This is a genomic window from Shewanella sp. M16, assembly GCF_018224605.1.
Lineage (GTDB): Bacteria > Pseudomonadota > Gammaproteobacteria > Enterobacterales > Shewanellaceae > Shewanella > Shewanella oncorhynchi.
Genome location: NZ_JAGTUL010000142.1, coordinates 1 through 328, shown reverse-complemented (window position 1 = coordinate 328; position 328 = coordinate 1). Strand labels below are relative to the sequence as shown.

At 39.3% G+C, this 328-nt stretch carries 1 rRNA gene; it reads left to right on the top strand.

What is annotated here, in order from left to right:
- Positions 1 to 75 (top strand): 16S ribosomal RNA (locus tag KFE26_RS23785); the annotation flags it as partial.
- Between the last annotated feature and the right edge of the window lie 253 nt (positions 76 to 328).

Below are 328 nucleotides of genomic sequence, written 5' to 3'. Positions count from 1 at the left end.
ACTTTGTGGTTCATGACTGGGGTGAAGTCGTAACAAGGTAGCCCTAGGGGAACCTGGGGCTGGATCACCTCCTTACCTATACGACTAACTTAATGTTTGTTGAGTGTTCACACAGATTGCTTGTTTAGCTTCTCTTAGGAGAAGTCAGAGCTAAATGCGCCGCGAGCCGGTACGCATTGTTCTTTAACAATTTGGAAAGCTGATAGTATTTAATTGCATGAGTCTGTCATGTGATTAATTACAAAACGTTTAATGCGAAAGCATTGAACATGAGTTCTCAAACACTTTATTAAGTGTCTTGAATATTCAATAGTAAATTATGCTTAGT